Origin of the sequence: Mesorhizobium sp. (assembly GCF_004962245.1) — a bacterium.
Taxonomy (GTDB): Bacteria; Pseudomonadota; Alphaproteobacteria; order Rhizobiales; family Rhizobiaceae; genus Mesorhizobium.
In genome coordinates this window covers 1-899 of record NZ_SUHQ01000094.1, presented here as the reverse complement: position 1 = coordinate 899, position 899 = coordinate 1, and the positions used below count along the sequence as shown (strand labels likewise).

Genomic DNA, 899 nt, shown 5'->3' with positions numbered 1-899 from the left:
CAAAGCCCTGGGCGCCGCCGGCGTCGGCAGGGCAAGCCTTGGCGTGCAGAGTTTCGACCCGGTGGTGCAGAAGGCCGTCAACCGCATCCAAAGCGAGGAGCAGACAGCCGAAGCCGTCGACAATCTGCGGCGCCATGGGGTCGCCCGCATCAATTTCGACCTGATCTACGGCCTCCCGCACCAGACCGCGCAGTCCTGTGTGGATACCGCGACGGCAGCGGTTGCGATGAAACCGGATCGGCTCGCTGTCTTCGGCTATGCCCACGTCCCGACGTTCAAGAAGCATCAGCGAATGATCGACGAGGCCGCTTTGCCAGGCAGCGCAGCGCGCAGCGAGCAGGCATTGGCCATCGCCGAAACGCTGATTGCCGCCGGCTACCGGCAGATCGGCCTCGACCACTTTGCGCTGCCGGACGACGATCTGGTGCGGGCCCAGCAGACCGGAACCCTCAGACGGAACTTTCAGGGATACACGACCGACAACTGCAACACGCTGCTCGGCTTCGGCGCCTCCGCCATCGGCCGCACGCAGGAAGGCTATGTCCAGAACGAGGTGGCGCCGGGCCTATATGCGCGCCATGTCGCCGCCGGCCGCCTTGCGACGTCGAAGGGCTACCGGCTGACGGCGGAGGATCTGGTACGGGCGGCGATCATCGAGCGGCTGATGTGCGACTTCGAGGCCGATGTGCCGGCGATCTGTGCGTCGCACGGCTTTGAGCCCGCCCGGATCCTCGATACTGGTGGCCGGCTGGAAGAGCTGATGCAGGATGACGTCCTCGACATGACGGATGGGCTCATCCGCGTTCGCCAGGATCACCGCTTCGTCATCCGTGCAGTCGCCGCCGCCTTCGATGCCTATCTGGACCAATCGGTCCGCGCCCACAGCAAGGCGGCTTAGG

The 899-nt window shown here is 65.7% G+C and carries 1 protein-coding gene; it reads left to right on the top strand.

What is annotated here, in order from left to right; genetic code table 11:
* A partial coding sequence (locus tag E5X88_RS33490; RefSeq protein WP_292168553.1) for a radical SAM protein occupies positions 1 to 898 on the top strand: 898 nt, incomplete at its 5' end.
* Position 899: the final 1 nt, after the last annotated feature.